Genomic DNA, 23,309 nt, shown 5'->3' with positions numbered 1-23,309 from the left:
CCGCACCGGCCGGTGTCACCGACCCCTGCGACCACCCACAGCACCACGTCGTTCACCAGGAGGCATCCATGTCATCGTCCCCGTCCCGCCGCGTGCGCCGCCTCGGCGCCACGCTCGCCGCCGTCGCGGTCACCGCCCTCGCGCTCACGGCCTGCGCCGGTTCGAGCTCGCCCTCCTCCTCGGGTGGGAGCGGCGACGCCTCCGCCGACTACGGCGACATCAGCGTGCAGTACTCCTGGATCAAGAACGAGGAGTTCGCGGGCGAGTACTACGCCTACGAAGAGGGCTACTACACGGATGCGGGCTTCGGCACCGTCACCGGCATCGCCGGCCCCGACACGGGTGTCGCGAAGCTGCTCTCGGGCACCGTCCAGGTCGCCCTCACCGACGCGGCCTCCGTGGGAGCGGCCGTCGCCGAGCAGGATGCCCCGCTCAAGATCATCGCGACGACGTTCCAGAAGAACCCGTTCACGATCCTCTCCCTCAAGGACGGCGGCAACATCGCGACCCCCGACGACCTCAAGGGCAAGAAGATCGGCGTGCAGGACTCGAACGCCTCGGTGTTCGCCGCGCTGCTGAACGCCAACGGCATCGACGCGAGCGAGGTCACGATCGTTCCGGTCGACTTCGACCCGACCCCGCTCATCAACGGCGAGGTCGACGGCTTCATGGCCTACCTCACCAACGAGGCCATCACGGTCGAGATGGAGGGCTACGAAACCACCAACCTCGCCTACGCCGAGAACGGCCTCCCCTACGTCGCCGAGTCGTTCGCCGTCACCGACCAGTACCTCGCCGAGAACAAGGACCTCCTGAAGGCGTTCCTCACGGCCGAGATCAAGGGCTGGACGAAGACCTTCACCGAGTCGATCGACGACACCGTCGCCCTCGTCACCACCTACTACAACGAGTCGGCGGCCGCCGGCGACCTCACCTTCGGCGACCTCGACCCCGACAAGACCGCGGCCGGCATCGAGGCGCAGGCGAAGCTCATCTCCACCGAGGAGACCGAGGAGAACGGCCTGTTCACGATCTCCGACGACCTGAAGACGCAGACGCTCGCCTCGCTCAAGGCGTCGGGCTGGGAGCTCGAGGCCGACGACCTCTTCGACACGACGATCATCGACGAGATCTACGCCGAGAACCCCGACCTCAAGAAGTACCTGCCCTGATCGGGAACCCCTCGATCCGGAAACCACCACTCGGGAACCCATGTCGAATCTGACGAACGTGGATGCCGGTGCCCGCACCGGCACCGGCATCCACATCACCGGCCTCTCCAAGACCTTCGCCCTGCGCGGAGGCGGCTCGCTCACGGCGCTGCAGGACACCGACCTGCACACCGAGAAGGGCTCCTTCCTGGCCTTGCTCGGCCCCTCGGGCTGCGGCAAGTCGACGATCCTCCGCATCCTCGCCTCGCTCGAGAAGCCGACGAGCGGCGTCGCCCTCGTCGACGGCGAGACCCCCGACCAGCTCCGGGCGAAGAGCGAGCTGGGCATCGCCTTCCAGGACCACGCGCTCCTCCCCTGGCGGAGCGTCCGCAAGAACATCGAGCTGCCGTTCGAGGTCGCCGGCAAGAAGGTCGACTCGGCCTACGTCGACGAGCTCATCGGCCTCGTGGGCCTCACCGACTTCGCGAACGCGAAGCCCGCGCAGCTGTCCGGCGGCATGCGCCAGCGCGCCTCGATCGCCCGCGCCCTGGTCCTCCGCCCCTCCGTCCTCCTCCTCGACGAACCGTTCGGCGCCCTCGACGACATGACGCGCCAGAACCTCAACCTCGAGCTCCTGCGCATCTGGACCGAGAAGCCCGCGACGACGCTTCTCGTCACCCACGGCATCAGCGAGGCGATCTTCCTCGCCGACCGCGTCGCCGTGATGTCGCCGCGCCCCGGCCGCGTCAAGGAGATCATCGAGATCGACCTGCCGCGCCCGCGCACGCCCGAGATCATGCGCACCCCCGAGTTCCACGCCTACGTCGACCAGGCATCCGAGCTGCTGTTCGGGTCGGACGGACGCGCCGAAGCGGAGGCGTGATGACCCGTACCCGCATGCCCGGCTGGGTCGCCGCGATCCTCGGCGGCGTCGCCCTCATCCTCGTCTGGTGGATCTTCGCCCTGACGGTGTTCACCCCCGCCGAGGGCACCACCTTCACGCCCGTGCCGACGCCCGCGGCGGTGTTCGACTGGCTGTTCGTGAAGGGCAACATCGCGGGAACGTGGAGCGTGTTCGGCCCCACCCTCGCGGCGGCCGGCCTCGGGTACCTGTGGGGGAACGGCATCGCCCTCCTGCTCGCGACGATCGTGCTGCTGTTCCCGAAGACCGAGACGGTCATCACACAAGTCGCGGTCGTCACCTACTGCCTGCCGATCGTCGCGATCGGCGGCATCTCGATCGTCGTCCTGGGCGGCGCCAAGAATCCGGGCGACCCGTCGGCGACCGCGATCTTCCTCGCCGCGCTGGTCTGCGTCTTCACGACCGTCGTCGGCGCTCTCCTCGGGTTCCGCGCGGCGGACAAGGCCGCCCTCGACGTCGTGCACGTCTACGGCGGCGGCCGATGGATGCAACTGCGGAAGGTGCGCATCATCGCCGCCCTCCCCTCGATCCTCAACGCGCTGCAGATCGCGGTGCCCACGGCCTTCCTCGGCGCCGTGCTCGGCGAGTACCTCGGAGCGATCACGGCGGGCGTCGGTCCGACCCTCATCCGCCTGCAGGGCCAGCTGGACTCCGCCGGCGTCTGGTCGGTGTTCCTCCTGTGCGCGGTGTTCGCGCTCGCCGCCTACGGCCTCATGGGCCTGCTCATCCGACTCGTCACCCCCTGGGTGGCCGGCGAGACCGGAAAGGCCGCCTGATGTCCCGCACACGCACCGCCACCCTCGACAACGCGTCGGCCGGCGCCTCGGCCACCGCGAAGCTCGCCGTGAGCGCCGACCCCGCCGCGCTCGCCCAGTTGCGCGCCGACCGGCGACGGGCGATCGCCCGCTCCCTCGGCAGGTCGCTGCTGAACGCGCTCCTCACCTTCGTCGTGCTGATCGTGCTGTGGCAGGCGGTCGTGAGCCTCACCGGCATCTCGCCGTACGTCGCCAAGGGCCCGCTCGACGTCTGGAGCTTCCTCGTGACCGACGAGGATGCCGCGAAGCACCGCGACCAGCTGTTCCCGCTTCTCGGCCAGACCCTCAGCGACTCCCTCATCGGCTTCGTCGTCGGCATGATCGTCGCGATCGTCCTCGCGATCGCGTTCAGCCTGTCCAAGGGGGTGGAGGCGGGCGTCATGCCGCTGGTGCTGCTGCTACGCACCATCCCGCTCGTCTCGATCGCGCCCGTCATCATCCTCATCACGGGGCGCGGCACGCCGGCATCCGTCGCCGTGATCGGAACGATCGTCGTCCTCTTCCCCGCCCTCGCGAACGTGCTGTTCGGGCTCAGCCGCGCGAGCAGGCAGAGCCTCGACGTGGTGCATGTCTACGGCGGCAGCCGGTTCACGGCGCTCCGGAAGGTGAACCTCCCCGGCGCGCTCCCCTCGATCTTCGCGGCCATGCGCGTCTCGGTGCCCGCGGCGGTCACCGGTGCGCTGCTCGCCGAGTGGCTCTCGACGGGAACGGGCATCGGCGGGTCGATCCTGAAGTTCAACGCCCAGGCGCAGTTCGCGCAGCTGTGGGCGTCGATCGCGCTCATCACGATCATCACGCTGCTGCTCTACAACCTCGTGCAGATCCTCGAGAACATCGTCCTCGCCCGTATGGGCATGGCGACCTCCACCGCCTGACGGGCTGCGGGTCGGGTCGGGTCGGGTCGCGGCGGACGGGTTCAGTGCGGGTGGCCGCGCAGCGGCACGACCGCCTCGGGCAGCTCGTGGACCTTCGCCGACGCCTCGGCGGCGAGCGGGTTGGTCGAAGAGCCCCCGGCATCCACCAGCTTGCCGCCGACATAGACCGCGACGAGGTTCCGCGGGCTCATCGCGAGGACGTACGAGCGCACCGGATGCCAGAGAGGCCCGGCGTCGGGCCGGCGCGGGTCGACGAGGACGAAGTCGGCGAACTTGCCGACCTCGAGCGACCCGACGCGGTCGGCGACGCCCATGATCTCCGCCGACCCGAGGGTGTGCAGGCGCAGCATCTGCTCGGGCATCATCGACAGCGGGTCCTTCGTGCGCGCGCGCTGCGCGTAGATGCCGATCCGCATGTTCTGCCACGGGTCCGACAGGTCGGTGCAGGCCTGGTCGTCGAGGCCGACGCCGACCTTCATCCCCATCGCGAGCATCTCGGGAACGAGCGCCGTCCCCGATGCCAGACGCCCGTTGGATGCCGGCTGCCACGACATCGAAGCCCCGCCGGCGACCGACTGCGCGATGATCTCGGGCGTCGTCTGGATGAAGTGGCCGAACGTGAGCCCGAGTTCGAGCGCCCCGGCGTCCCGGTACAGCGCGAACTTCGACTGCTGGTGCGGCACCGCCTCGGGCGATTCGAGGAAGTGCGCCTGGTTCGTCACACCGTACCGGCGCATCGCCTCGACTTCGAACTCCGCTGCCTCCGGATGCGGCGACCACTGCACCTGCCCCATGATCGACGAGCCGAGTGCGAAGTCGGGGTCGAACGTGCGCGTATAGGCGACCTCGGCGGCGAACCGGTCGAACACCTCGTCCGGGGTGCCGGCGGTGACGTCCATGCCGCTCGCATCGACGAAGCGGATGCCGGAGTCGCGCGTGCCGTCGGCTTGACGGTAGTGGTACTCGAGGCCCCGGAGCACCGCGTCGCCGACGCGCTTGCCGTCGACCATCGACTCCCACGCCTGCAGCGGGTCGGTGAAGTTGTAGGCGGTCGTCACACCGTTCGAGAGGAAGTCGAGCGAGCCGTGGAGGGTCGACCAGTACATCTGCTCGGGCGTCATGACACGGGTCGTGCCGAGCATCGAGTCGCACCAGCCGTAGAGGGTGTCGGCGACGCCGAGACCGCGCAGTCCGCTCGTGAACAGGTGCGAGTGGCTCGAGACGAAACCGGGTGCGACGAAGCGGCCCGCGGCATCCAGCGTCTCGTCCGCCGTCGTGCCCGCGGGAGGTTGCCCGGCGCCGATGCCCGCGATGCGTCCGTCGTCGCCGACGAGCATCCAGCCCTCCTCGAGGTAGCCGGGGTCGTCGGTGCCGGCGGGCACCGTGATGAGGCGTGCGTGTGTGACGAGGAGGGACATGCTCCGACGCTATCCGGGGCATGTTTCGGCGCCGTCACGGGACGGAAACACCCGGGTACGACCCGGAAACACGCGGCGCTTAGCGTCGGAACAGGAGGTTCACATGGCGTACTCGCTCACCGTCTTCTGCGGCTCGTCCCCCGGGTTCGACCCGATCTACATCGACGCCGCCGCCCATCTCGGGTCGCGGATCGCGGCGCGGGGCATGTCGCTCGTCTACGGCGGCGGTCACGTCGGGCTTATGGGCACGGTGGCCGATGCCGCGGTGCGCGGCGGGGCGCAGGTGACGGGGGTCATCCCCCGTGCGCTGCAGGCGCGCGAAGCGGTCAACGAGAACGTGACCGAGCTGATCCTCGTCGACTCGATGCACGAGCGGAAGACGATCATGGCCGACCGCGGCGACGGGTTCCTCGCGCTTCCGGGCGGGCCGGGCACCCTCGAAGAGCTCACCGAGCAGTGGACGTGGGCGCAGCTGGCGATCCACGCGAAGCCGGTCGCGATCCTCAACGTCGACGGCTACTTCGACCCGTTCCTCGCGTTCGCCGCGAACATGCGCGACCGGGGCTTCACGCACCCGCGCTTCATCGACATGCTCATCGTCGGGTCCGACGTCGACGAGGTCCTCGATCGGCTCGAGGCGTATACGCCGCCGCCGCGCTCAGACTCGTCGCCGGGCGCCGAGATGACGGGCGCGATCGGCATCCCGCTGCGCCCGTGACCGCGCCGATCTGACCGTTCCCGCCGACGCTCCCGGGCTGGCCTTCCCGGCTGGGCCTTCCGGCCTGGCGCGCCGGCGCGGCGCGCGGCCGGCGCGCGTTCACAACTCCGGAGAATCGGCTTCGCACCGGTCCCCGAGGGCCTTCCCGGCCCCGTTCCACTGCGAATCTCCGGAGTTGTGAACGCGGGGCGCGCCTCAGGCGCTCAGCCCACGCCGCGGCAGCGCCCCGCCCCGCCCGACCCGCCCGGGTCAGGCGACCGGCTGCTGCAGGTCGACGATCCAGCGCCCGCCGTCCTGCGGGGTCTCGTGGTACACCTCGCGGCAGGTGCCGACCGGCCGCAGGCCACGGCGTTCGACCTCCGAGACGAGGCTCTGCCAGGCGGCCTGAATGCCGGCGAGATCGTCGGCCTCCAGCCGCAGCGTGAGCGCCTGCGGCACGGCATCCAGCACCGCCGCATCGAGCCCGTCGGGCACGGCGGACGGCGCGACCTGCTCGGCCGCGGCGGCGATCATCTGGTCGCCGTCGACCGTGTAGTGCGCTACACCCGGGGAGGGGAGGGCGACGCCCGCCTCCATAAGGGCGCCGACGACGCGGTCGAACATCGGGCCGATCTCCTGCTCGATCTCGGCCATATCGCCGACGCGCGCCGACAGCTGGGCGAGCTCGAGCCGGGGAAGCTTGGTGGCCGTGAACTCGGTGGAGGTCTCGGTGGTGGTCATGGGATCATTCCTTTCGATCGTCCGAAGGCGCGCCTCGACGTGCCGCATGCGGCGCACGTCGGCGTCGATCTGCTCGCGAAGCTCGGCGCGCCGCCCCCGCAGGAGCCCGGCGATCCGCGGCGACGAGGCATCCTCGTCGAGCATCTCGCCGACCTCTTCGAGGCGGAAGCCGAGATCCTTGAGCGCCACGAGCCGATTCGCGCGATCGAGCTGCGCCGTCGAGTAGTAGCGGTACCCGCTGTACTCGTCGACGCGCTCGGGCACGAGCAGGCCGAGCCCGTCGTAGTGCCGCAGCATGCGCTGCGAGACTCCGACGAGGCGGGCGAACTCTCCGATACTCAACATGGTGATCCCACTCGACAGCTTGACACCGTGTCAGGGTCAAGAGCGAGTGCGGAATCGCTCAGGCGCGGGGCTCGTGCCCGAGGAGCAGCACGGATTCGGCGAGGGCGCGGATGCCGTGCGCCACGTCGCCGGCCGCGACCGCCTCGTCGGGGTGGTGGCTGATGCCGTCAGGGTTCCGGAGGAAGAGCATGCCGACGTCGGCGATCGCCCCGAGCGCCATGCCGTCGTGGCCGGCGCGGCTGAAGATCACCGGCGGCGCCTCGCGCGGATTCGGTGCGAACCCGGCGATGCCCGCCGCGACGACGTCCTGCAGGAGCGGCGCGCAGAAGACGGCGGGTGCGCTGTGGACCTCGCGTGCGGTCCAGCGAAGGCCTCGGCGCCCCATGATCGCGTCGAGCTCGCGCGTCACGGCATCCCACACCCGGTCGCGCTCGCCGTCGAACTCACCGCGCAGGTCGAGGGAGAACTGCACCTCGCCCGGGATGACGTTGACGGCGCCCGGGAACGCCTCGAACTGCCCGACGGTGCCGATGATGTGGTGCTCAGCGGAGCAGATCCGCTCGACGGCGAGCGCCGCCTCGCTCGCCCCGAGCAGGGCATCGCGGCGCATGTCGTAGGGGGTGCCGCCGGCATGCCGCGCCTCGCCCTCGACGACGAGCTGGAATCGGCGCGCCGAGGCGATCGACGACACGACGGCGAGCGGCTGGCCGGAGCGGTCGAGCTCGGGACCCTGCTCGATGTGCGCCTCGAGATAGGCGACGACCTCGTCGGGGCGCTTCGCGGCCTCGCCGATGCGCCCGGGATCGAGTCCGAACTCGAGGAACGCGCGGTGGAGCGTCACCCCGTCAGCGTCGGTGAGCTGCCACCACGCGTCGTCCCACGACCCGGCGACGGCCGACGAGCCGAGCAGCGCCTTTCCGAAGCGGGTGCCCTCCTCGTCGGAGAACGCGACGACCTCGATCGCGAACGGCAGCGGCACCGCCCACGCCTGGCCGTCGGGTGCCGCGCCGTCGCCGACCGGCACGCGCAGCAGGCGCACGACCTCGAGGGCCATGAGGACCCCGACGATGCCGTCGTAGCGGCCCGCGTCGAGGACGGTGTCGAGGTGCGAGCCGAGGACGAGGGCGGGGCGGCGGTCGCTGTGCGACGGCAGTCGATCGGCGGCGGGGGCGGATGCCGGCTCGATGCGGCCGAACTGGTTGCCCGCGGCATCCTGCCACGTGCGCATGCCGAGTTCGCGCATCCACTCCGCGGCGAGCCGGTTGACGCGCGCGTGCTCGGGCGAGAGGTAGACGCGCTCGATCTCACCGGGCGTCGCGGTCACGCGGGCGAGTTCGTCGCAGCGCGCCATGACGCGCCGCGCGGCGGCGGCGATCTGGTCGCGCGTGGCGCCCAGCAGACTCACACGGCCCCCGAGTCGGATGCCGCGTACACCCCGGCCGCGGCCTCGACGCCGCCCGAGACCGGCACCGACGCCCCGAACCGGCGGAGCACCGCCTCGAGCGCGGCGAGGGTTGTGAGCACGGCGTCCTTCCGGGCGTTGTAGCCCATCGTGCCGATCCGCCAGACGCGGCCGTGCAGCGGGCCGAACGACGTGCCGATCTCGACGCCGAAGTCCTCCAGCAGCGCGCCGCGCGCCGCATCGCCCGGCACGCCCTCGGGGATCTCGACCGCGACGACATTCGACATCTTGTGGGCGACGTCGCCGAACACCTCCAGCCCGAGGCCGCGGACCCCCTCGAGCATCGCCCGCCCGGCCAGGTCGTGCCGCGCGATGACCGCGTCACGACCCTCGAGCAGCAGCACGCGCGCGCACTCGCGCGCGGCGTAGAGCATCGAGGTCGCCTCGGTGTGGTGGTTGAGGCGGCGCGGGCCCCAGTAGTCGAGGATCATGCCGACGTCGAAGTAGTTCGAGCGGACGAAATCCGGCGACGAGGCATCGCCCGGCTCGCGGATGCCGGCTTCGATCTTCTTGCGCGCCGAGATGACCTCCACGGCCCGTTCGGACAGCGTGATCGGCGCGGAGCCGCTCGGTCCGCCGAGGCATTTCTGGAGCCCGGCGGTCGCGGCATCCAGCCCCCACCCGTCCGCCTCGAACGCGTTGCCGCCGAGAGAGGCGGTCGCGTCGGAGTAGAAGAGCACGCCGTGGCGCGCGCAGATCTCTCCGATGTCCTCGAGCGGCTGCAGCATGGTCGTCGAGGTGTCGCCCTGCACGAGCGCGAGGAGCGTCGGCCGGACGCGCACGATCGCCTCTTCGATGACGGATGCCGGGAACACCTGCCCCCAGTCGGTCTCGATCGTGTGGACCTCGGCCATCGCCCGCTCGGCGATCTCGGCGAGGAGGTGTCCGAAACGCCCGAAGATCGGCACCAGCACCCGGTCGCCGGGTCGGACGAGCGAGACGATCGCGGCCTCGATGCCCGCGCGAGAGGTGCCGTCGATGAGGAGGGTCGCGTCGTTGCGGGTGTTCCAGACGCCGCGGTAGAGCTCCTGCGTCTCGGCCATCGCGTGCGTCATGAACGGGTCGTATTGGCCGACGAGCGGGGCCGACATCGCCCGCAGCACGCTCGGGTACGCGCCGATGGGACCGGGGCCCATCAGGAGGCGCGCGGGCGGGTCGATCGGGCCGGGGATCGGGGTGACGGTCATGCGGCATCCGTTTCGGTCGTGAGGGAGGCGGGCGGCGCCAGCGCCGCGACGAGGTCGCGCAGGCGCAGCGCCGCACGGACGAGGGCGATGTCGGTGCCGGCACGCGAGACGAGGCCGACGCCGACGGGAGCGTGCTCGGGTGTGCCGCCCGACGCGGTGTCGGCGGTGCGCACGAGAAGGAGCGGCGCCGAGAGCGCGGGGAGCCCCGCGACCGCGGCGGGCGTCGTCATGCGGAGGGTCGCCTGACGCACCGCGTCGACGTCTTCGCCCCGAGCCGTCCGGAGTGGCGCGGGGCCGGGGACGACGGGGAGGATCAGGAGGCGGTCGCGGACGAGGTCGTGCATCCGGTCGCGGAGCGGTGCGAGGGCGGCGCGGGCCGCGCGCTCCTGGTCGGCCGTGATCTCGGCGCCGGCGCGGAAGCGCGCGGCGACGGCGGGTCCGGTCGCACCCGGGTGCGCGCGCAGCCACGCGCCGTTGTTCCGCCAGGCCTCCGCACCCTGGACGATGCGGAACGGCTCGTAGTACCCGTCGAGGTCGCCGATCGAGACGGTCTCGACCGGGGCCCCGGATGCCTCGAGCCGCGCGACGAGGGCGTCGAACGCGTCGCGCGTCGCGGGCTGCGCGGCATCCCGCACCTCTTCCGGTACGAGGAACGACCAGGGCAGGTCGCCGCCCGAGGCGCCCAGGACCGACTCCGTGGATTGCGACCCGTCGTAGCTGAGGCACCACTCGGCGACGTCGTGCAGCACCTCGCCGTCGCGGGTGATCCAGCCCACGGTGTCGAAGCTCTGCGCGAGCGGGAGGAGGCCCTGCCGGGGCACGAGGTCGTGCGTCGTGCGCAGGCCCCAGAGCCCCTGGTACGACGCCGGCACCCGGACCGACCCGGCGGTGTCGGTGGCGAGACCCACGTCGGCCTGACCGGTCGCGACCGCGGATGCCGGTCCGCTCGACGACCCGCCGGGGAGCGCGCCGGCGCGCGCGCCGTTGGGCGGCGTGCCGTAGTGGGCGTTGTCGCCGGCGATCGAGTAGGCGAACTCGTCTGTGCGGGCGATGCCGCGCAGCGACGCACCGCCGCGGAGGAGGTCGGTGACGGCGGGCGCCGTCGTCGTCTCGGCGCGTGCGGAGTCGAGGAAGGCCGGGTTGCCGGCGCCGATGCGGTAGCCCTTGATGGCGAAGAGGTCTTTGACGGCGACGGTGAGTCCGCGCAGCGGCCCCTCCCAGGCGCCCTGGAAGAGCGGGTCGCCGACCGTGCGCCACACCGATCGGTCGAGCGCCTGCGCACGCGGGGTGACGTGGGCGGCGGTGATGAGCCAGGTGCCGCCCCGCCGCTCCCACACCTGGGTCTGCAGGCCGGTGCCGCCGTCGCGGTAGCGCGAGACCGAGACGAGCAGCGCGACACCGTCCGCGAGCGGGCGGTACTCGACGCGTTCGATCTCGCGCGGCGGCACGCCGCCCCGCACCCCGCGGAACCGGCTGATCGCGTCATGGCCGACGAGGAGGCCCGCGCCGTCGCCCCGGAGCGTTCCGGGGCCGGGCGCGAACGCGGCATCCAACGCCTCGAGATCGTTCGCGACGATCGCGCGTTCGTATGCCTCGAACGCCTCCCGCAGGTCGGGCGGGAGCTCGCGCGGGATCTCGGCGGACGTCATGAGCGGCCCGTGACTCCGGCGAAGTCGGCCTCGCGGATGCGCGCGTGGACGCCGCAGACGATGTCGACGACCTGCGAGATGTCGAAGTTCGTCGCCGCGGAGAGATAGGCGTAGGCGAGGTGCTCTTCCATGCCGTAGCGGGCATGAAGGAGATCGAGGGAGGCGCGGACGGCCTTTCGCATCGCCTCGTCGAGGTCGGGGTCGAGGCCCGTCGGCACGAGGTACTCGTCGGTGCGGACGAGGGGGCCGGCGAGGTCGCCGAACTCCGCGAGAGCCTCGCTCCGCGGCACGACCTCGAACCGGAGCGTCGCCCGCAGGGATGCCTCGAGGGCCGTCAGGGCGACCTCGCCGTCGCCCTGGGCGAAGTGCGGGTCGCCGACGTAGGCGAGGGCACCGGCCACCTGCACCGGCAGGTACAGCACCGTCCCTTCGACGAGGAGGTTGATGTCGATGTTGCCGCCGTGCGGCCCCGGCGGCACGGAGTGGGGGCGTTCGCCGCCCGCGACGGCGACGCCCATCGTCCCGAGGAACGGCGCGAGGGGGAAGCGCACGACGCGCTCGCCCCCGTCGGTGAGCGGCAGGGCCCCGGCGCCCTCGTCGACGGGGGTGAAGACGCTGACGTTCTGCGGGCCACGCGGGAGCACGCCGGGGAGGGCGCCCTTGCCGTGCCGGTTGCTGATGACGCCGTACGGCACGCGCGGCGCGAGCTTCTCGACCGTGATCTTCAGCAGGTCGCCGGGCTCGGCCGACTCGACGAACACCGGCCCGGTGATGACGTGCGGACCGTCGAGGGTCGCGTCGCGCGGGACGGTGCGGGCGACCTCGACCGCGTCGGTGAGAACGTCCTCGGCGGCGACGCCATGGCCGGTGAAGAAGGCGAGCGGGTCCTGGCCCTGATCGGGGAGGATGCCTTCGTGGCTGATCGTGTCGAAGGTCACGGTCTGGCCCGGCGCGATGCGGAGCACCGCGGCATCCGTCTCGCACGGCAGCCGGCCCCACAGCACCGTCTCCGGCGTCGCCGGGAGGTAGTGGTCGCCGGGGATCTCTCCGAGGCCCGGTTGTAGGATGCCCGGTTGCAGGATGCCCGGTTGCAGGGTGTCGCTCATGCCGTACCTCTCTGAAGGAGCCGCCCGGCCGGTGGGCGGCGGAACCACGGCGCGTCGCCCGCGCCGCCTTCGCTCGCGTCGAAGACACTCTGCCCGCGCAGCCACGTGCGTCGCACCTTGCCGGTGAGGAGCTTGCCGTCGTACGCCGAGATCCGGTTGCGGTGCTGCAGCGCGCGCGCGTCGATCGGGAGCGCGTCGTCGAGGCCGAAGACCGCGAGGTGGGCGGGTGCCCCGACCTCGATGCGGCCCCTATGGGCGAGAGCGGCCTGCTCGAGCCCGGCCTGCTCGAGCCCCGAGACCCGCGCCGGCCCTGTCGTGAAGAGGGGCACGAGCGCCTCGAACGGGATGCCGCGGGCGCGCGCCTCGGTCCAGACGGCGGAGAGTCCGACCTGAAGGCCCGCGATGCCGCCCCACGCAAGGCCGAAATCGCCCGCGCCGGCGCGCTTCATGTCGATGGTGGAGGGTGAGTGGTCGCTGACGATCGCGTCAATCGTCCCGTCGACGACGCCCTGCCAGAGGCGGTCCTGGTTCGCGGCCTCGCGGATGGGCGGGCAGCACTTGAACTCGCTCGCGCCGTCGGGGATCTCCTCGGCGCGGATCGTCAGGTAATGCGGGCAGGTCTCGACCGTGAGGTCGACGCCGTCGGCCTTCGCCGCGGCGATGCGGGGCAGGGATGCCGCGTCGCTCAGGTGCAGGATGTGCGCCCGTCCACCGGTGCGGCGGGCGGCGGCGATGACGGCGTCGATCGCCGACTCCTCGCTTTCGGGCGGGCGCGAGGCGAGGAAGGCGGCGTAGTCGCGGCCGAGTGAGCCGTCGGGGCGTGCCTCGCCGTGTCGGTGGGCGCGTTCGTCGCCGCGCAGGAGCGCGGGGTCTTCGGCGTGGACGATGAGGCGCGAGCCGAGAGCGGCGACCTCGTCCATCGCGGCGTTCAGCTGGTCGCGGTCGAGGTGACCGAACTCGTCGACGCCGCTGGGCGCGAGGAAGCACTTGAACCCGAAGACGCCGGCCTCGTGCACCGGGCCGAGCGCACCGAGGTTCTCGGGCACCGCGCCGCCCCAGAACCCGACGTCGACGTGCGCCTTGCGCCCGGCGGCGGCGCGCTTGATCTCCAGCGCCTCGACGGTCGTGGTGGGCGGGATGGAGTTCAGGGGCATGTCGACGAGCGTCGTGATGCCGCCCGCCGCGGCGGCGAGGGTCGCCGACCGGAACCCCTCCCATTCGGTGCGTCCCGGCTCGTTGACGTGGACGTGCGAGTCGACGAGGCCGGGGAGGAGCACGGCATCCTCCGGCACCTGCACGGCGCCGCGCGGCGCGCCGACGGGAGCGTCGATCGCGGCGACCAGGCCGTCCGCGATCGTCAGCTGCGCGGGCTGGAAGCGCCCATCGACCCACGCGCGCTCGGCGCGGATGGTCCAGCGGTTCGTGGGCACATGTCTCCTTGGTCGTGGTGCCGTCGCCGCCGGTCGCCGGGGATCTTCGGACCTCCGGTTCTCGCGGCGCGCGGCACCGCTGTAAAGCTATAGCTTGACGATTTCGGCGGTGTAACGCCGACGTGAATGCGCCGCCCCCGCCCGCTACTCTGACCGCATGCGCGTGAGTGAATTCGACGAGGCGGATGCCGACGTCGCCACCGACCTCGTGGCCGTGTGGGCCGCGATCCCGCACTGGGTCGAGGCCGTCGTCGCGGGCCGTCCCTACGGCTCGGTCGACGCGGTGGCCGCGCGTGCCGATGCGCTCGCGCGCGACTGGTCGCACGCCGACCTCGACGCGGCGCTCGCCCACCATCCGCGTATCGGCGAGAAGCCGCGCGGGTCGGGCGACGAGGCCGCCGCCTCGCGCGGCGAACAGGCGGCGGTGGCCCGGGCATCCGACGATGTCACCGCGGCCATCGCGGCGGCGAACGCGGACTACGAGGAGCGGTTCGGGCGGGTCTTCCTCATCCGCGCCGCCGGGCGCTCGCCCGAGGAGATCCTCGCCGAGGCGCGACGCCGACTCGGGAACGATGCCGACACCGAGGCCGACGAGGCCCTCGATCAACTGCGCCAGATCGCCCTGCTGCGTCTGCGCTCGAGCCTGGAGGACGCCCCCGCGATGACACCCAGCACGACGACATCCACGTCCGGCACGACCCCTCATGTCACGACCCACATCCTCGACGCGACGGCCGGCATCCCCGCGGCGGGCGTCGCGATCGTGCTGGCGGATGCCGAGGGAACCGAGGTCGCGCGGGGCACGACCGACGCCGACGGGCGCCTGGGCCTCGGCCCCGCGGCGCTCGCGCCCGGCGAGTACGCCCTCACCTTCGCGACCGGGGCGTACTTCGCGGGCCGAGAGGTCGCGACGTTCTACCCCTCGGTCACGATCCGATTCACGGTCGCCGACGCACCGCACTACCACGTGCCCCTGCTGCTCAGCCCGTTCGGCTACTCCACCTACCGCGGAAGCTGAGCCGGCCCGGCGCACCCCACCCCGGTAAGCCCCGACTTAACACTCCGGCACCCGTCGGGAAACACGGCGGTGACATCGCGCTCCTAGCGTGTGGGCATGAAGATCATCGTCATCGGCGCGGGGATCGGCGGCACGAGCGCCGGCATCGCCCTGAAGCGCCTCGGACACGAGGTCGTGATCTACGACCAGATGCGCGAGAACAAGCCGGTCGGTGCGGCACTGTCGCTGTGGTCGAACGGTGTCAAGGTGCTCAACTGGCTCGGACTCGGCGCCGAGGTCGCCGCTCTCGGCGGAGATATGGCCGACATGGTCTACGCCGACGGGATCACGGGTGAGACCCTCTGCGACTTCTCGCTCGCCCCCGTCACGGCGCAGACGGGCCAGAAGCCGTACCCCGTCGCGCGCGCCGACCTGCAGGCCCTCCTCATGGAGGTTTTCGGCAGGGACGACATCCACCTCGGCACGAAGATGGTCGCGCTCTCCGACGACGGCGCGCACGTCACCGCGACTTTCGCCGACGGCTCCACCGACACCGCCGACATGCTCATCGGCGCCGACGGCGCACGCTCGATCACGCGCGCGTTCGTCCAGCCCGACGGCGCCCCCGAGATCGTCCGCGAGTACTCGGGCTACACGAACTTCAACGGGCTCATCCCGGTCGACACCGCCATCGGGCGGCCGGATGCCTGGACCACCTACGTCGCGGGCGGCAAGCGCGCCGCCGTCATGCCCGTCGCCGGCGACCGCTTCTACTTCTGGTTCGACGTGCCGCAACCGGCAGGGCTCCCCTACGACCGCGCCGAGGGCAAGGCCCCGCTGGAGGCGGCGTTCGCCGGCTGGGCGCCCGGCGTCGAGGCGCTCATCGGAGCGATCGACCCCGCGGCATCCCTCAACCGCGTCGAGATCTGGGACATCACCCCCTTCCACACGTGGGCGAAGGGGCGGGTCGCGATCCTCGGCGACGCAGCCCACAACACCGCGCCCGACATCGGGCAGGGCGCGTGCTCGGCCCTCGAAGACGCGTTCGCGCTCGGCATCGCCGTCGCCACGAACACCGTGAGCGTCGAAGACACCCTGCGTCGCTACGAGAAGATCCGCACCGAGCGGGCGGGCGAGCTGGTGCTCCGCGCGCGCAAGCGCGGTGAGGAGACCCACGCGTACGATCAGGCCGCGACGGATGCCTGGTACGCGAGCCTGCGCGGAGCGGACGGCGCGGGGATCATCCGCGGCATCGTCGGCAACATCGAGGGAAGCCCCGTGAACCTCGGCGCCGGCATCCTCTGAGCGTCACCGCATCCTCTGAGCGTCACCGTATCTTCTGAGCGCCACCGTCGCCGCCTCCCGACAGACGCCCACCGGAGCGCTCAGTCCTCGCTGAGCTCGCGCACGGTCAGCCAGATCGCGACCGCCGGGGCATCCGTCGCGTTCACCACGCGGTGCGGCCGCGTGGCCCAGAACGCGAGCGATCCGCCGGGACCGAGCTCGATCGTGCCGTCGGTGAACTCGAACTGCAGGGTGCCCGACACGACACGCCCGGTCTCGTAGCCGGCGTGCACGAGCATCGCGCCGTCGATGCTCGACGAGGCGCCGGGCGGATACGTCGACTCGAACAGATCGATGCCGTCGAGCGCGACCGGGGTGAGCCGGCGGTACGTCACACCCTGACCCAGCACGGTCGATTCGTCCCCCTCGAGCGAGGAGACGTGCACGCCCGGCAGCGGCTCGCTCGCGGCGGCGGAGAGCGTGCGCGGCTGGAAGAACTCGGCGTCGCCGAAGATCGCCGCGACGGGTGCGCCGATCTCCCCGACGAGCTCGATGAGGCGGTTCACGGACGGCTGCATCACGCCGGTCTCGATCTGCGACAGCGCGCTCGACGAGATGCCGACCGCCTCGGCGACCGACGCGAGCGACCGCCCCGACGCGAGGCGCGCCCGACGCAGCCGGCCGCCGATCGTCGTCGCTTCCTTCTCGTTCACGCGCCCTCCCCGAACCGAGTCTAGGCGGGCCGACCCGCGCGGAACGCCCCGCACACGCCCGCGCCCGGCCGCGGTATCGTCGGGTCACCTGCCGGCTTCGACGAAAGGCCCGCCACGAGCACCCCGCCCCCCGCCGTCGCCCCGGCGGCGCGCTTCGCCGCGATCGACCAGCTCATGCGCTCGCGCCTCGGCGTGCACCTCGCGGGGCTGCTCGCGGCGGCGGGCTTCCCGCTCACCGTCGACGACCTCACGCGCCTGACGGGGCGCAGCGCCGCGGCCGTCGAGAGCGCGTTGCAGGATGCCGGCGACGCGGGCGAACTGGGCATCGTCCGGGCGGGCATCCTGCGGACGAGCGACGGCGTCGCGATCACCGCACCGGATGCCGTCGCGCACGTCGTCCGGAACCTCCACCGCGGCCCTCTCGCGCCCGGGTCGGAGACCGACCCTCGGACGCAGCGCGCGGCGCTCGCCCCGTTCCGCGCGGCGCTCCGTGCCGGCGCCCTGTCGGCGCTCGAGGAGTGGGGCTGGGAGCAGACGCCGCCGTACCTGCGCGGCGCCGGCCTGCCCCGCTCGATGCACGACCGCCGCGACGAACGCGACCTCCTCGTGCGCCTCCTCACCGATGCGCGCCGCCAGGAGGCGGTCGCGGCGGCAGATCCCGACGCGCCCTCGGCGCAGATCGACGAAGCCGCGCACGCGATCGCCGACACCGCGACGACGACCGCCGACCTCGGCGACCTCGGCGCGCTGCTCGTCGCGGCGCACCAGGTCCGGCCGGTCGACGGCGCGCCGCCGCACGGCGTCGCCCCCGTCTTCGCGTTCAGCGGCGACCTCGAACGCGCCCGGGCGATCGCCGACGAGGTGCGCGTCGAGCCCGACATCGAGGCCGCGTACGTCGGCGAGGCGGCGGCGCGCGCCGGTTATCACGAGGGCGCCGAGATCGCCGGGTCGGCCGCCGCGGCGGTGCGGGCGGCCGCGGCCCCCGTCGGCGCTCTGCTGCGCGTCGCTCAGGCGGTCGCCGGAACGGCGCTGCACACGGACGACCCGGATGCCGCAGCCGCGCTCGCCGGCGAGGCGCGCGCCCTCGTGGCATCCGCGCTGGAGGTCGACGAGCCGGTCGCCGAAGTCGCGCATCTGAGCCGATCGATCTTCCGGGCCGCGCGCGACCACGAACGGGCGAACGGGGCGACGACCCTCGCAACGGCCGCCGCGGCCCTCGCCCGCGCCGGCGACGACGCAGCCGCCGCGGCCACCGCGGACGCGGCCGACGACCTCGTGGACGGGATCGTGGTGGCTTCGCTGCGCGCGCGGACGCTCGCCCGCCTGTCGGCGCGTCTGCGCGGCCGCAGCGCCGCCCTCACCGACCGCGCCGATCGTCTCGGCGAACGCGCCGTCGAAGCGGCCCGCGAGGACCTCGCGACGCGGGCCGAGGTCGCGCGACTCCTCGTCGACACCGGCCCCGCCACCGGCCCCGACCCCGACCCGCCCGCCGTAGGCGATACGCGACGCGCCGAACCGCTCGCCCGCGCCGTGCTCGCGGAGGTCGCCTCCTCCGACACCCTCGTGCCGCGCGGCGTGCTGCACGACGCGGCCGCCGCGCTCGACCGGATCGCACCCGACGGCCCCGCCGTCGCAGCGGCCCGGGCGACGGTCGAACGGGTCGCCGACGCCCGCCACGGCACCGCGATGGAGCGCACCTCCCGCGCGCTCCACGAGGCGGTCGTCCTGGCCGAGGCGGCGGCGATCCTCGATCGCGCGGGCCTCGCGGACGAAGCGACCGCCGCGGCCGGGCGCGCGAGGGAGATCGCCGATCGCATCCCCGCTTCCGCCCGCGCCCGCACTCTCGCCCGGATCGCCGCGGAACTGCTCCCCGCCCGAACGCCCGCGGTCTTCGACCTCGGCATCCGGGCCGCCGACGACGAGCGGAGCGGATCATCGCGCTATCGCGATGCCGGGGCCGCCGAACTCGTCGCCGCCGCTGCGGCGGGCGCCGAGGCGGGCCTGGGCGGCAGCGAGCCCGCGGACGCCGACCGCGCCGCCCGGCTCGACGAGGTCTTCACGCAGGCGACCCGCAGCCTCCGTCACCACGGCGAGGCCGCCGCGCTCATGCGCCTCGCCGACCTCGACGCCCGTGCGGGCCGGCAGGAACGGGCCGAACGTCTCGCCCGCGACGCGCTCGTCGCGGCGCGCGCGCCCGACCCCGTGCGCCGCGGGCGGGCGCGTGCCGCCCTCGCCGCCGCACGGGACGGCGTGGTGTCCGCGCCCGGCGCAGAATCTCCGGCATCCCCGCCGCACGACTCGGACACGGCGCAGAGCTGGGCGGACACGGCGCAGCGGTGGCTCAGCGACGGCTACCCCCTGAGCGACCTCGCCGCGCTGAAGAGCGCCGATCCCCGGGTGTGGTCCCGGGTCTCGGCGCTCATGTCGAGCGAACTGGCACGCTGAGGGCGCGACGGGTCAGTGCTGCCCGTCGGTCGTGGTCTCACCGCTCGGGTCGGTCTCAGGCGCCGTCCCGGGTGCCGGCACCCCGTCCGTGTCGAGCACCGCCGTCGGGATGAGTCCCGTGCCCTGCGCGTCGGGGTGGACGAGTGCCGCCGCCGCCGGACCGCGGACCGCGTCGTGCGCGCTCATCTTCGGTTCGAGGGCTTCGGCCGCCTGGATGTCCTTGCCGTTGAGCAGCAGGTTGAGGAGGATCGCGACGATCGCGCCCGCCGAGATGCCCGAATCGAAGATCAGCTGGAACCATTCGGGGAACCGGCCGTAGATGTCGGGGGTCACGGTCGGCAGCAGTGCGACACCGATCGAGATCGCGACGATGAGGACGTTCTTGTTGTTGAACTTGACCTTCGACAGGGTGCGGATGCCGGAGGCCGCGACCATCCCGAACAGCGCGATCCCGGCGCCGCCGAGCACCGCCCGGGGCACGCCCTCGACGATCGCGGACACCTTGGGGATGAGGCCGAGGACGATGAGGATCGCACCCGCCATCGTCGCGACGTAACGCGACCGCACTCCGGTCAGCGACACGAGCCCGACATTCTGGGCGAACGCCGTGTAGGGGAACGTGTTGAACATCCCGCCGAGCACCGTGCCGAGACCGTCGGCGCGCAGGCCGTCGGCGAGCTGTCTGCGCGTGACGGGCCGGTCGACGATCTCGCCGACGGCGATCATGTCGCCCGTCGTCTCGGTCATGATGACGACGCCGACGATGCACATCGCGATGATCGAGGCGATCTCGAACTGCGGCAGTCCGAAGTGGAACGGGGTGACGATCGCGAACCATCCGGCATCCCCCACGTGCGACCAATCCGTCATGCCGGGCACGAGGAGTGCCACGAGCGTGCCGACGACGAGGCCGAGGAGGACCGAGACGCGAGCGAACGCGGGCGGCGCGAAGCGCTCGACGAGCACGATGAACAGGAGCGTTCCGGCGGCGAAGGCGACGTTCACGACGGGAGCGCCGGGTTCTGCCTCACTCGAGCCCGTCATGATCCAGCCGGCGGCGACACGCATGAGCGAGAGCCCGATGATGAGGATGACGGTGCCGGTCACGATCGGCGGGAAGAACCGCAGCAGCTGCGCGAAGAACGGCGCGACGAGGATCATGAACAGGCCGCACGCGATGACGGATCCGAAGATCGTCTGGATGCCGTGTTGCTGCCCGATCGCGATCATCGGCCCGACCGCGGCGAAGGTGACGCCCTGCATGAGCGGCAGGCGGACCCCGAACCTCCAGAAGCCGACCGATTGGATGATCGTCGCGATGCCCGCGATGAACAGGTCGGCGCTGATCAGGAACGCGAGGTCGGCGGGGTCGTAGCCGAGGGCTCCGCCGACGATGAGGGGCACGGCGACGGCGCCGGCGTACAGCGCGAGGACGTGCTGGAGTCCCAGCGGGAAGAGTCTCGCGAGGGGCGGGATCGCATCGACCCCGTTGTCCTCGGCGCGTTCGCGACGCGCGGCGGCTTTCGCGGCCTTCTGCTCGGCCTTCTGTTCGGTGGTGGTCATGGCGGCTCCCGTCAGTGGGGGCGCGGGCGGCTCGCACCCCGTCGTGACGATGACGTTAAGCCAGGACTGAAGACCGGTTCCACCGAAATCCGGTTCCGTTCGCGAGATTTCACAGGCCGAAACGGCCCGGAAACACGGGGCGCGGGGGTTGCGGGCGGGGGTTGCGCGGGGCGCGGGGGCGCGCGTTGTTCGGAGATCGGGCGTTCTGCGGACATTCGACGCCGAATCTGTCCGAAGAACGCGGGATCTCCGAAGAACCGCGGCGCGGTGAGGGGTGGTGGGGGCGAGGGGTGGCGGGGTGAGGGGGCGCGGGTGGGTCAGAGGCGCTGAGCGATGGATGCCGCGACACTCAGCCACGCGTCGCGGGTCTCGGGAGAGAGCGCCTCGAAGTCGATCGGTCCCCCGTCGACGAGAGCGGCGTCGAACGGCACGTGCACGACGTCGGCCGTGACCTGCGCGAAGTGGCGCTCGAGACGCTCGGCGAGCTTGCGATCGGGCTTCGCCGACGGCGCCGCGAGAATCGTGACGGCCTCGTCGATCTTCTGGTCGAAGCCCTTCTCGCGCAGCCCGTCGAGCAGCCACGCCGCGCTCGCGGCGGTGTCCTCGCGCACCGTCGAGACGATGACGAGCTGGTCGGCGGCGGCGACGGCGGCGACCCAGTTCGAGGCGCGCATGTTGTTGCCGGTGTCGACGATCAGCAGGCGGTAGTACCGCGAGAGCACGCCGTGCAGGCGGTCGAAGGCGGCGGCGTCGATGGTGGAGGATGCCGCGGCATCCTCATCGGACGCGAGCACATCGAAGCGCGCGTCCACCTGCGTGCGGACGTACGTGTCGAGCGCGGCGAGGCTCGCCTGGGTGGGCTCGGTGAACTGATCGAGGTGCTCGAGCAGATCGACGGCGGTGCGGTGGTGCGGGGCGTTCTGGGCGCGCCAGCCGAGCGTGCCGCGGGTCTCGTTGTTGTCCCACGCGAGGGTCGCGCCGCCCCGCTGCGTGCCGAAGGTCGCGGCGAGCAGCAACGTCGAGGTCGTCTTGTGAGCGCCGCCCTTGGGGTTCAGGATCACGATGGTCCGCGGGCCGTCGAGGCGGCGCTGCACCGCGCGCTCGCGGTCGAGGCGCGACTGCTCGGCCTTGCCGGGACGCGGCGAGATCGCCCCGCCGGTCGCGCGGCGGACGGCGCCCTGCCAGCCTTCGGTCGCGCGCGGCTTGGCGCGGTCGGTGCGCGAGTTCAGCAGGTCTTCGACGGTCGGCCTCGCCCGCTGGGCGGGGTCGCGCAGCGCGCTCTCGCGCCGGGTCGCGTCGCTGCGGAGCATCGGCGCGGGCTCGGGCTGCGGGCTGGGCGCGGGCTGCGGGCTGGGCTCGGGCTGCGGGCTCGGCGCGGGGATCGGCGCGGGCGCCGCGACCGGTGCCGTTTCCGGGGCAGGCGCGGACGCCGGGGCAGGCGCAGGCTCCGAAGCAGGCGCAGGCTCCGAAGCAGGCACGGTCGCCGACTCCACGACAGACGCGGGCGCCGCGGCATCCGTCGAGCGCACGTCTGCTTCGCCGGCGTCGCGCACCGCACGCGGGGCCGACGCGGGTTCCCCGTCCTCGGTCTCTGCGAGCGCGGTCGCCTCGATGAAGGTCCCGTCGGGGTGGACGATCAGCGGCCAGCGCACGTCGCCCTGCACGACCATCGCGGTCACCGGCTCGCCCGCCGACGCGGCGAGCTGACGGATCGCCTCGATCACGCGGTGGCGCAGGGTCTGCTCGGTCGAGGCGAACACCTCGTCGACCTCGCCCCGCACGTGGATCTCGGCGGCCGTGGTCGACGTGAAGTGGACGGTCGGTTCGAAGGTCGCGGTTCCCATGGGGAGCCTTTCTGTCAGGTCGAGCGAGTCGGGTCGGGCGAGGAGCGTCGGGCGGAGCGGGTCGAGCGGAGAGGCGCGGCGCGCCCCGTCACATCCGGAACACGGCGTGCACGGGTCCGCAGACCTCTTGCCCGCCGAGCTCGACGAGGTCGATGATGACGGCGGTGCCGGCGAGCGCGAGGTCGAGCTGGGCGATGAGCTGGTGGCCCGCGCGGAGCGTGCCGCCGGTGGCGAGGATGTCGTCGACGAGCAGCACGCGGGTTCCCGGCGCCAGGTCGTCGCTCATCTGGATCGTGGCGGTGCCGTACTCGAGGTCGTAGTCGACGGATGCCGCGGGACGCGGCAGCTTGCCGGCTTTGCGGATCGGCACCATGCCGACCCCCGCCGCGATCGCCACCGCTCCCGCGAGGATGAAGCCGCGCGCCTCGATGCCCGCGACGACGTCGAACTGCCCTGCGAACGGCGCGATGACCGCATCGACGACCGCACGGAACGCCGGTCCGTCGGCGAGCAGCGGAGTGATGTCGCGGAAGAGCACGCCCGGTTCGGGGAAATCAGGGGTCGTCACGATGAGGGATTCGGCGCGCGCGAGGTCGTCGGAGGTCACCTGCCCAGGGTACGCGCTCCGCCCGGATTCCCTGTGCGTAAGCGCTTACACTAGACTG

19 protein-coding genes and 1 pseudogene are annotated in these 23,309 nt (G+C 72.4%); 9 read left to right on the top strand and 11 right to left on the bottom strand.

Annotated features, from left to right (window positions below):
- Positions 1 to 68: 68 nt before the first annotated feature.
- From AC3ENQ_RS08365 to AC3ENQ_RS08350, 4 genes are read left to right on the top strand one after another with little or no spacing between them, the layout of a single operon-like run.
- Complete coding sequence (locus AC3ENQ_RS08365) at positions 69 to 1,172, top strand: ABC transporter substrate-binding protein (RefSeq protein WP_431803548.1); 1,104 nt, start codon at positions 69 to 71, stop codon at positions 1,170 to 1,172.
- 40 nt (positions 1,173 to 1,212) lie between these two features.
- Positions 1,213 to 2,034 (top strand): ABC transporter ATP-binding protein, encoded by an 822-nt coding sequence (locus AC3ENQ_RS08360; protein WP_431803546.1) that lies wholly within the window; start codon positions 1,213 to 1,215, stop codon positions 2,032 to 2,034.
- Complete coding sequence (locus tag AC3ENQ_RS08355; protein ID WP_431803544.1) at positions 2,034 to 2,849, top strand: ABC transporter permease; 816 nt, start codon at positions 2,034 to 2,036, stop codon at positions 2,847 to 2,849. The genes AC3ENQ_RS08360 and AC3ENQ_RS08355 overlap by 1 nt, the downstream gene beginning before the upstream one ends.
- Positions 2,849 to 3,763, top strand: coding sequence for an ABC transporter permease (locus tag AC3ENQ_RS08350; protein WP_431803542.1), 915 nt, complete (start codon positions 2,849 to 2,851; stop codon positions 3,761 to 3,763). The genes AC3ENQ_RS08355 and AC3ENQ_RS08350 overlap by 1 nt, the downstream gene beginning before the upstream one ends.
- A 41-nt stretch (positions 3,764 to 3,804) precedes the next feature.
- On the opposite strand, the gene AC3ENQ_RS08345 is transcribed toward AC3ENQ_RS08350, so the two are convergent.
- Positions 3,805 to 5,181: an amidohydrolase family protein gene (locus AC3ENQ_RS08345; RefSeq protein ID WP_431803540.1), complete on the bottom strand. Its 1,377-nt coding sequence runs from the start codon at positions 5,179 to 5,181 to the stop codon at positions 3,805 to 3,807.
- A gap of 103 nt (positions 5,182 to 5,284) precedes the next feature.
- Here AC3ENQ_RS08345 and AC3ENQ_RS08340 point away from each other — a divergent pair, with 103 nt between their 5' ends.
- Positions 5,285 to 5,899, top strand: a complete 615-nt coding sequence (locus AC3ENQ_RS08340; protein ID WP_431803538.1) for an LOG family protein — start codon at positions 5,285 to 5,287, stop codon at positions 5,897 to 5,899.
- A gap of 249 nt (positions 5,900 to 6,148) precedes the next feature.
- Here AC3ENQ_RS08340 and AC3ENQ_RS08335 read toward each other — a convergent pair whose 3' ends face one another.
- The 6 genes from AC3ENQ_RS08335 to allB all read right to left on the bottom strand — a co-directional run bounded on the left by AC3ENQ_RS08335 (position 6,149) and on the right by allB (position 13,798).
- Positions 6,149 to 6,961 carry a MerR family transcriptional regulator gene (locus AC3ENQ_RS08335; protein ID WP_488185851.1) on the bottom strand — a complete coding sequence of 271 codons (813 nt, stop codon included), beginning with the start codon at positions 6,959 to 6,961 and terminating at the stop codon, positions 6,149 to 6,151.
- A 61-nt stretch (positions 6,962 to 7,022) separates the two neighbouring features.
- Positions 7,023 to 8,315 carry a Zn-dependent hydrolase gene (locus AC3ENQ_RS08330; RefSeq protein ID WP_431803858.1) on the bottom strand — a complete coding sequence of 431 codons (1,293 nt, stop codon included), beginning with the start codon at positions 8,313 to 8,315 and terminating at the stop codon, positions 7,023 to 7,025.
- Positions 8,316 to 8,365: 50 nt separating this feature from the next.
- A complete protein-coding gene (locus AC3ENQ_RS08325) occupies positions 8,366 to 9,613 on the bottom strand; it encodes a pyridoxal-phosphate-dependent aminotransferase family protein (protein ID WP_431803534.1) in 1,248 nt (415 codons plus the stop codon).
- Entirely contained in the window at positions 9,610 to 11,262 is a 1,653-nt protein-coding gene (locus AC3ENQ_RS08320) for an AtzH-like domain-containing protein (RefSeq protein WP_431803532.1), read from the bottom strand. The genes AC3ENQ_RS08325 and AC3ENQ_RS08320 overlap by 4 nt, the downstream gene beginning before the upstream one ends.
- Complete coding sequence (locus tag AC3ENQ_RS08315; RefSeq protein ID WP_431803530.1) at positions 11,259 to 12,368, bottom strand: acetamidase/formamidase family protein; 1,110 nt, start codon at positions 12,366 to 12,368, stop codon at positions 11,259 to 11,261. The genes AC3ENQ_RS08320 and AC3ENQ_RS08315 overlap by 4 nt, the downstream gene beginning before the upstream one ends.
- On the bottom strand, positions 12,365 to 13,798 hold the full coding sequence (gene allB / locus AC3ENQ_RS08310) for an allantoinase AllB (RefSeq protein ID WP_431803528.1): 1,434 nt from the start codon (positions 13,796 to 13,798) through the stop codon (positions 12,365 to 12,367). Before allB ends, AC3ENQ_RS08315 begins: the two co-directional genes overlap by 4 nt.
- A gap of 157 nt (positions 13,799 to 13,955) precedes the next feature.
- On the opposite strand from allB, the pseudogene uraD reads away from it, so the two are divergent.
- From uraD to hpxO, 3 genes and pseudogenes are all read left to right on the top strand, one after another.
- Positions 13,956 to 14,441: pseudogene (gene uraD / locus AC3ENQ_RS08305) on the top strand (2-oxo-4-hydroxy-4-carboxy-5-ureidoimidazoline decarboxylase); the annotation flags it as partial.
- An 18-nt stretch (positions 14,442 to 14,459) separates the two neighbouring features.
- The gene (gene uraH, locus AC3ENQ_RS08300) at positions 14,460 to 14,816 is read left to right on the top strand and encodes a hydroxyisourate hydrolase (RefSeq protein ID WP_431803856.1); all 357 of its coding nucleotides are present in this window, start codon (positions 14,460 to 14,462) and stop codon (positions 14,814 to 14,816) included.
- A gap of 96 nt (positions 14,817 to 14,912) precedes the next feature.
- Positions 14,913 to 16,100, top strand: a complete 1,188-nt coding sequence (gene hpxO / locus AC3ENQ_RS08295) for an FAD-dependent urate hydroxylase HpxO (RefSeq protein WP_431803526.1) — start codon at positions 14,913 to 14,915, stop codon at positions 16,098 to 16,100.
- Between the two features lie 80 nt (positions 16,101 to 16,180).
- Here hpxO and AC3ENQ_RS08290 read toward each other — a convergent pair whose 3' ends face one another.
- Positions 16,181 to 16,792 carry a helix-turn-helix domain-containing protein gene (locus AC3ENQ_RS08290; protein WP_431803524.1) on the bottom strand — a complete coding sequence of 204 codons (612 nt, stop codon included), beginning with the start codon at positions 16,790 to 16,792 and terminating at the stop codon, positions 16,181 to 16,183.
- Positions 16,793 to 16,966: 174 nt separating this feature from the next.
- Here AC3ENQ_RS08290 and AC3ENQ_RS08285 point away from each other — a divergent pair, with 174 nt between their 5' ends.
- Positions 16,967 to 19,237 carry a hypothetical protein gene (locus AC3ENQ_RS08285; RefSeq protein ID WP_431803522.1) on the top strand — a complete coding sequence of 757 codons (2,271 nt, stop codon included), beginning with the start codon at positions 16,967 to 16,969 and terminating at the stop codon, positions 19,235 to 19,237.
- Positions 19,238 to 19,249: 12 nt separating this feature from the next.
- On the opposite strand, the gene AC3ENQ_RS08280 is transcribed toward AC3ENQ_RS08285, so the two are convergent.
- The 3 genes from AC3ENQ_RS08280 to AC3ENQ_RS08270 form a co-directional block, all read right to left on the bottom strand.
- Entirely contained in the window at positions 19,250 to 20,800 is a 1,551-nt protein-coding gene (locus AC3ENQ_RS08280) for a nucleobase:cation symporter-2 family protein (protein WP_431803520.1), read from the bottom strand.
- Positions 20,801 to 21,117: 317 nt separating this feature from the next.
- Complete coding sequence (locus AC3ENQ_RS08275) at positions 21,118 to 22,644, bottom strand: MinD/ParA family ATP-binding protein (protein WP_431803518.1); 1,527 nt, start codon at positions 22,642 to 22,644, stop codon at positions 21,118 to 21,120.
- An 88-nt stretch (positions 22,645 to 22,732) separates the two neighbouring features.
- Entirely contained in the window at positions 22,733 to 23,251 is a 519-nt protein-coding gene (locus AC3ENQ_RS08270; RefSeq protein ID WP_431803517.1) for an adenine phosphoribosyltransferase, read from the bottom strand.
- Between the last annotated feature and the right edge of the window lie 58 nt (positions 23,252 to 23,309).

Source organism: Microbacterium sp. bgisy203 (assembly GCF_057706945.1).
Note: the sequence above shows the minus strand (reverse complement) of the source record. Positions and strands in the feature narration are given on the sequence as shown.

Coding starts and splice junctions, on each gene's coding strand:
- AC3ENQ_RS08365 (WP_431803548.1), top strand. CDS start 69: ATGTCATCGTCCCCGTCCCGCCGCGTGCGCCGCCTCGGCGCCACGCTC.
- AC3ENQ_RS08350 (WP_431803542.1), top strand. CDS start 2,849: ATGTCCCGCACACGCACCGCCACCCTCGACAACGCGTCGGCCGGCGCC.
- AC3ENQ_RS08355 (WP_431803544.1), top strand. CDS start 2,034: ATGACCCGTACCCGCATGCCCGGCTGGGTCGCCGCGATCCTCGGCGGC.
- AC3ENQ_RS08280 (WP_431803520.1), bottom strand. CDS start 20,800: ATGACCACCACCGAACAGAAGGCCGAGCAGAAGGCCGCGAAAGCCGCC.
- AC3ENQ_RS08325 (WP_431803534.1), bottom strand. CDS start 9,613: ATGACCGTCACCCCGATCCCCGGCCCGATCGACCCGCCCGCGCGCCTC.
- AC3ENQ_RS08330 (WP_431803858.1), bottom strand. CDS start 8,315: ATGGCGCGCTGCGACGAACTCGCCCGCGTGACCGCGACGCCCGGTGAG.
- AC3ENQ_RS08340 (WP_431803538.1), top strand. CDS start 5,285: ATGGCGTACTCGCTCACCGTCTTCTGCGGCTCGTCCCCCGGGTTCGAC.
- uraH (WP_431803856.1), top strand. CDS start 14,460: ATGACACCCAGCACGACGACATCCACGTCCGGCACGACCCCTCATGTC.
- AC3ENQ_RS08345 (WP_431803540.1), bottom strand. CDS start 5,181: ATGTCCCTCCTCGTCACACACGCACGCCTCATCACGGTGCCCGCCGGC.
- AC3ENQ_RS08285 (WP_431803522.1), top strand. CDS start 16,967: ATGCGCTCGCGCCTCGGCGTGCACCTCGCGGGGCTGCTCGCGGCGGCG.
- AC3ENQ_RS08320 (WP_431803532.1), bottom strand. CDS start 11,262: ATGACGTCCGCCGAGATCCCGCGCGAGCTCCCGCCCGACCTGCGGGAG.
- hpxO (WP_431803526.1), top strand. CDS start 14,913: ATGAAGATCATCGTCATCGGCGCGGGGATCGGCGGCACGAGCGCCGGC.
- AC3ENQ_RS08315 (WP_431803530.1), bottom strand. CDS start 12,368: ATGAGCGACACCCTGCAACCGGGCATCCTGCAACCGGGCATCCTACAA.
- AC3ENQ_RS08275 (WP_431803518.1), bottom strand. CDS start 22,644: ATGGGAACCGCGACCTTCGAACCGACCGTCCACTTCACGTCGACCACG.
- AC3ENQ_RS08360 (WP_431803546.1), top strand. CDS start 1,213: ATGTCGAATCTGACGAACGTGGATGCCGGTGCCCGCACCGGCACCGGC.